5 protein-coding genes and 1 tRNA gene are annotated in these 5,809 nt (G+C 72.6%); 1 reads left to right on the forward strand and 5 read right to left on the reverse strand.

Annotation, left to right across the window (positions count from 1 at the left end):
• Window positions 1-111: 111 nt before the first annotated feature.
• From QK440_RS40600 to QK440_RS40615, 4 genes are all read right to left on the reverse strand, one after another.
• On the reverse strand, window positions 112-672 hold the full coding sequence (locus tag QK440_RS40600; RefSeq protein WP_282798290.1) for an HIT domain-containing protein: 561 nt from the start codon (window positions 670-672) through the stop codon (window positions 112-114).
• A gap of 72 nt (window positions 673-744) precedes the next feature.
• Entirely contained in the window at window positions 745-2,709 is a 1,965-nt protein-coding gene (gene thrS, locus QK440_RS40605; protein ID WP_282798292.1) for a threonine--tRNA ligase, read from the reverse strand.
• Window positions 2,710-2,855: 146 nt separating this feature from the next.
• On the reverse strand, window positions 2,856-4,130 hold the full coding sequence (locus tag QK440_RS40610; protein ID WP_282798293.1) for a hypothetical protein: 1,275 nt from the start codon (window positions 4,128-4,130) through the stop codon (window positions 2,856-2,858).
• A complete protein-coding gene (locus QK440_RS40615; protein WP_282798294.1) occupies window positions 4,127-4,693 on the reverse strand; it encodes a DUF4365 domain-containing protein in 567 nt (188 codons plus the stop codon). Before QK440_RS40615 ends, QK440_RS40610 begins: the two co-directional genes overlap by 4 nt.
• Before the next feature lie 167 nt (window positions 4,694-4,860).
• On the opposite strand from QK440_RS40615, the gene QK440_RS40620 reads away from it, so the two are divergent.
• Entirely contained in the window at window positions 4,861-5,586 is a 726-nt protein-coding gene (locus QK440_RS40620; RefSeq protein ID WP_282798291.1) for a 3'-5' exonuclease, read from the forward strand.
• A 151-nt stretch (window positions 5,587-5,737) separates the two neighbouring features.
• On the opposite strand, the gene QK440_RS40625 is transcribed toward QK440_RS40620, so the two are convergent.
• A tRNA-Val gene (locus tag QK440_RS40625) sits at window positions 5,738-5,809 on the reverse strand.

Raw genomic sequence — 5,809 nt, forward strand, 5'->3', positions numbered from 1 at the left:
CCCCCGGCCCCCCCCCCGGGGGTTGTGTTCGGGGGGTTGCCGCCCCGGGGCCCGGGCTCGGGGGGGGGGCTCGGGGCCTCGCCCCCCGCCCCTTCGCCGTGCCCGTCGTCGCTACGCCGCGGGCCAGGCCTCCGCGAGCATCCTGCGGGTGTCCCCCAGGAGCTGGGGAAGCACCTTGGTGTGCCCGACCACGGGCATGAAGTTCGTGTCGCCGCCCCAGCGCGGCACGATGTGCTGGTGCAGATGGGCGGCGATCCCCGCGCCCGCGACCGAGCCCTGGTTCATGCCCAGGTTGAAGCCGTGCGCGCCCGACGCCGTGCGCAGCGCGGTCATCGCCTGCTTGGTCAGCTCCGCCAGCTCCAGCGTCTCCGGCCCCGTCAGCTCCGTGTAGTCGGCGACGTGCCGGTACGGGACCGTCATCAGGTGCCCGCCGTTGTACGGGTAGAGGTTGAGCACCGCGTACACGTGCTCGCCCCGCTTGAGGACGAGCCCGTCCTCGTCGGACTTGGCCGGGATGGAGCAGAACGGACAGCCGTCGTCGGCCCCCGAACCGGTCGGCTTGTTCTCCCCTTGGATGTACGCCATCCGGTGAGGCGTCCACAGGCGCTGGAAGGCGTCCTGCGTCCCGACTCCGATCTGCTGCTCCGGCTCACTCGTCATGGTGGCCAGCATATTCGCCACCGGGGGTGCGCCGAGGGGCGGCCCTGGGAGGGCCGCCCCTCGAACTCCGCTTCCCGGACTGGATCAGACCTGGACCCGGCGCTCCACCACGTCGACGAGCTTCCGCAGCGCCTCGTCACGCGGGATGCCGTTCTCCTGCGACCCGTCCCGGTACCGGAAGGACACCGAGCCCGCGTTCATGTCGTCGTCACCGACGATGACCATGAACGGCACCTTGCTGCGCTGCGCGTTGCGGATCTTCTTCTGCATCCGGTCGGAAGACGCGTCCACCTCGACCCGCAGGCCGTGCTTCTTGGCCTCCTCCGCGAACCCCTGGAGGTACGGCACGTGCGCGTCACCGACCGGGATGCCCACCGCCTGCACCGGCGCGAGCCAGGCCGGGAACGCGCCCGCGTAGTGCTCCAGGAGCACCCCGAAGAACCGCTCGATACTCCCGAACAAGGCCCTGTGCAGCATGACCGGCTGCTGCTTGGAGCCGTCGGCGGCGGTGTACTCCAGGCCGAACCGCTTCGGCTGGTTGAAGTCGACCTGGAGCGTCGACATCTGCCAGGACCGGCCGATCGCGTCACGCGCCTGCACCGAGATCTTCGGCCCGTAGTACGCGGCCCCGCCCGGGTCCGGCACCAGCGGCAGGTTCTGCTTCTCGGCAGCCGCGCGCAGCGCCTCCGTGGCCTCGGCCCAGTCCTCGTCCGAGCCGATGAACTTGTCGGAGTCGTCGCGGGTGGACAGCTCCAGCTCGAACTCGTTCAGGCCGTAGTCGCGCAGCAGGTCCAGGACGAAGGTGAGGAGCTTGTCGAGCTCCTCCGCCATCTGCTCCTTGGTGCAGTAGATGTGCGAGTCGTCCTGGGTGAAGCCGCGCGAGCGGGTCAGACCGTGCACGACGCCGGACTTCTCGTACCGGTACACGGTCCCGAACTCGAACAGACGCAGCGGCAGCTCACGGTAGGACCGCCCGCGCGACTTGAAGATCAGGTTGTGCATCGGGCAGTTCATCGCCTTGAGGCGGTAGTTCTGCTCGTCGAACTCGATCGCCGGGAACATGCCCTCCGCGTAGTGCGGCAGGTGCCCCGAGGTCTCGAAGAGCTTCTCCTTCGAGATGTGCGGGGTGTTCACGAACTCGTAGCCGGAGTCCTCGTGCCGCTTGCGGGAGTAGTCCTCCATGACCTTGCGGATGACGCCGCCTCGAGGGTGGAAGACCGCGAGACCCGGGCCCAGCTCCTCCGGGAAGGAGAAGAGGTCCAGCTCGGCGCCGAGCTTGCGGTGGTCGCGCTTCTCGGCCTCGGCGAGGAACTCCAGGTGCGCCTTCAGCTCGTCCTTGGACGGCCAGGCGGTGCCGTAGATGCGCTGGAGCTGCGGGTTCTTCTCGCTGCCGCGCCAGTACGCGGCGGCGGAGCGCATCAGCTTGAACGCCGGGATGTTCCGGGTGGTGGGCAGGTGCGGACCGCGACAGAGGTCTTTCCAGCACAGCTCGCCGGTCTTGGCGTCCAGGTTGTCGTAGATGGTCAGCTCGCCCGCGCCCACCTCGGCGTCGGCGCCGTCGGCGGCCTGCGCGGCGTTGCCCTTGAGGCCGATGAGCTCCAGCTTGTACGGCTCGTCGGCGAGCTCGACGCGGGCGTCGTCGTCGGTGGTGACGCGGCGCGAGAAGCGCTGGCCCCGCTTCTGGATCTCCTGCATCTTCTTCTCGATGCGCTTGAGGTCCTCGGGGGTGAAGGGCTCCTTGACGTCGAAGTCGTAGTAGAAGCCGTCCCGGATGGGCGGGCCGATGCCGAGCTTGGCCTCGGGGAACAGCTCCTGCACGGCCTGCGCCATGACGTGCGCGGTGGAGTGGCGCAGGATGTTCAGGCCGTCCTCGGAGGAGATCTCGACGGGCTCGATCTCGTCGCCGTCGGCCACGGCGTACGCCAGGTCCTTCAGCTCGCCGGCCACACGGGCGGCGACGACGGTGCGCTCACCGGGGAAGAGGTCGGCGGCCGTAGTGCCCGTCGTCACCACGCGCTCTTCCCGCTCGGAATCGCGTTGGATGATCACACGGACGTCTGACACCGGTCTCTCCTGCCTGATGGGGGCTGCCGCAGATCCTCGCCTGCGCGCGCAACGAATCGTACCGAGCCCCGGGCGCCCACCGCGAAACGGTTGTCCCCGCCCCCGCGCGGCCCGCCCCGCCGCAGCCGCGCTCAGTCGGTGCCGCACGCCTCCTCGAAGAAGGCCATGACCTCCGCGTGCTCCTGGATCGACTTCATGAGCCGGTCCCGCTCGGCGTCGTCGACCTGCACCGGCACCACCGTGGTGACGCCGGTGAGCCTGCGGAAGCCGCCGCGGCTCTCCAGGCGCCCGTGCACCCGCACCGGCAGTCCGACGAGGTGCGCGTGGCCGGCGATGCGGTACGCCTCCTCGTCCAGGGACATCCGCACGTGCGGAACCTCGGCGCCGGCCAGCACGCGGAGCCGTACGGTGCCCGGTCCGCGCGGGCCGGAGCGCCGCATGCGCACCACCGTGCCGGTGACCCGTACCGGCACGGACGGCTCCTCGCGCAGGTACCGGGCGGCGGCCTCGCGCAGGGCCGGGAGGTCCCCGGGCGAGAACTCGACGGGCTCGGCGGTGGCCGCGCAGCCGTCGGGCACGCCCGCGGCGGGTGACCAGGCGATGTGCACGCGGGCGCCCTCGGTGCCGCGGACCAGGGCGACGACCGCCTCCAGGAGCTCGTGGCTGACGCCTGCCGCGACGGCGCCGGCGAAGGCGTCCAGGGAGCCGGTGGCGCGCCGGTAGTCGACCGCCTCGCGGGCCGCGTGGAGCGCCTGGTGCAGGCGTACGGCGAGGGGGCGGGCCGCGGCGACGGGCACGAAGGCGGTGAGCCGGCCGCCGTCGCAGGCGGGGCCCACGAGGACGTGCTCCAGGGCCGCGGCGGCGGCGCGGCGGTGCCGGGCGCCGTGGTACCCGGCGCGCTCGCGGGCGGCGAGGGCCCCGGCGAGGAGCATCCGGCGGGCGGCGGCGCGCAGGTGCTCCCCGGCGGTCCAGGGGGCCGCGCCCGCGGGTCCGGCGGGCACGTCGCGCCACCAGCGGACCTCGTCGCTGGGGACGGCGAGCGAGACGAGGATGTCGCGGGCGGTGGGGGACGCGCTGCGGGCGAGGGCGGTGAGGGCTTCGCCGAGGAGGTCGCCGCTGTCGGGGAAGGCGCGGTCCTCGGGGACGAGGATGCTGATGCCGCGGCCGCCGGAGCCGGGTGGTGTCCAGCGGGAGTAGCGCCCCGGGGCGCCGCCGCGCTGCTGCCAGCCGTGCCGGTGCAGGAGGGCGGCGAGCACGGCGGGGTCGACGCGCGCGGGGTCGGGCGGCTCGGGCCAGGCGCCGGGGGCGTGGGGCGGCACGCCGCGGCTCCCGGGCGCGGGGAGCGCGGTGGCGGGGTGGGGGCCGGTGCGTACGGGGGCCGGGTCGTCGATCGGGCGGTGCATCAGGGTCTCCCTCCCGTGCCGACGCGCGTCATGATCTCGCAGAGGGCGTGGTCGTCGAAGATCCGCGTGGTGGGGACGCGGACGGTCGTGCGGCGCCGGCCGGTCACGGGGTGGCCGGCGAGGTTGGTCCAGTAGCAGCAGTGCCGCAGGTCGAGGCGGTCGTGGCCGGCGCGCAGCCAGTCGTCCCGGGACCGGGGCACGAGCATGACGACCAGTATTTTGTGGACCGCCACGGGGGTGCGGGCGAGCTTCTCCAGGTGGGCGTTGTCCAGGGTGAAGGAGAAGGCGGCGCCCGGGGGGCGGGGCGGGATCTGGTAGGTGCACTTGAGCTGCACCTTGATGGTGACCTCGTCGTCGACGGTGTGGCCGGGGGCGCTGTGGCTGAGGTGCCAGTCGATGCCGTTGTCCGGGAAGGGCTGCGAGAGGGAGCACCCCGCCGCCGCGGCGACCGCGTGCAGATAGCCCACCTGAAGGGTCTCCATGCAGGCGGTGGTGGCGAGTGTGCCGCGCGGCGGTGCGATCCGCTCGGGCAGCAGCCCGCCCTGTTCGGGCTGCGCGAGCGCCATGTCCAGGAAGCCTTCCGAACCGGTGAAATCCCCGCTTGAGCCGTCAACCATCGGGCTCCGTACCTGTGTTGTCTCCTCGTCGGGTTCGGCGCAAACGGCCCGGGTATCACCTGCGTGGGGCGGGAGCGGAGGTCAACTGCCAAGTCAGGACGAGGAGTTGCGTCGATATGACGTGCTGGTACGAGGGGCCCTTGGCCGCATTCGACACGGAGACGACGGGTGTCGACGTGGAGACCGACCGGATCGTGTCGGCCGCCGTCGTCGTGCAGAACGGCGCGGGGGCCCGCCCGCGGGTGACGCGCTGGCTGGTGAATCCGGGCGTGCCGGTGCCGGAGGCGGCGACGGCGGTGCACGGTCTGACGCAGGAGCACCTGGAGCGCAACGGCCGCTGGCCGGCGCCGGTGATGGAGGAGGTCGGACGGGAGCTGGCGGAGCAGGGAGCGGCGGGCCGGCCCCTGGTGGTGATGAACGCGCCGTTCGATCTGACGCTGCTGGACCGCGAGTTGCGCAGGCACCGCGCCTCGTCGCTCGCGCGGTACGTCGAGAACCGTTCGCTGTGCGTCCTCGACCCGCGGGTCCTGGACCGGCACCTGGACCGCTACCGCAAGGGCCGGCGCACGCTGGCGGACCTGTGCGAGCTGTACGGGGTGGAGTTGAGCGGGGCCCATGACGCGGCGGCCGACGCGCAGGCGGCGCTGGACCTGGTCCGCGCCATCGGCCGCCGGTACGCGGCACGGCTTGAGCGGCTGTCCCCCGCCGAGCTGCACACGCTGCAGGCGGTGTGGCACGCGGCGCAGGCGCGGGGGCTGCAGGCGTGGTTCGCGCGCAGTGGGTCGCCGGAGGCGGTGGACCCGGCGTGGCCGCTGCGCCCGGACCTGCCGGCGGCGGCCTGAGGCGGGACGGTCCGAGGCAAGGCGACCTGAGGCGGGCCGGCCCGGGACGGGACGGCCCGGGGCAAGGCGGTCCGAGGTGCTGCGGTTCGGTTCCGCAGGGCCGCGGCATGAAAAAAACCGGCCCGTCGAGGACGGACCGGCATTCTCCGGGTGGGCGATACTGGGTTCGAACCAGTGACCTCTTCGGTGTGAACGAAGCGCTCTCCCACTGAGCTAATCGCCC

Source organism: Streptomyces sp. CC224B (assembly GCF_030010595.1).
In the GTDB taxonomy this organism is placed as follows: domain Bacteria; phylum Actinomycetota; class Actinomycetes; order Streptomycetales; family Streptomycetaceae; genus Streptomyces; species Streptomyces longispororuber.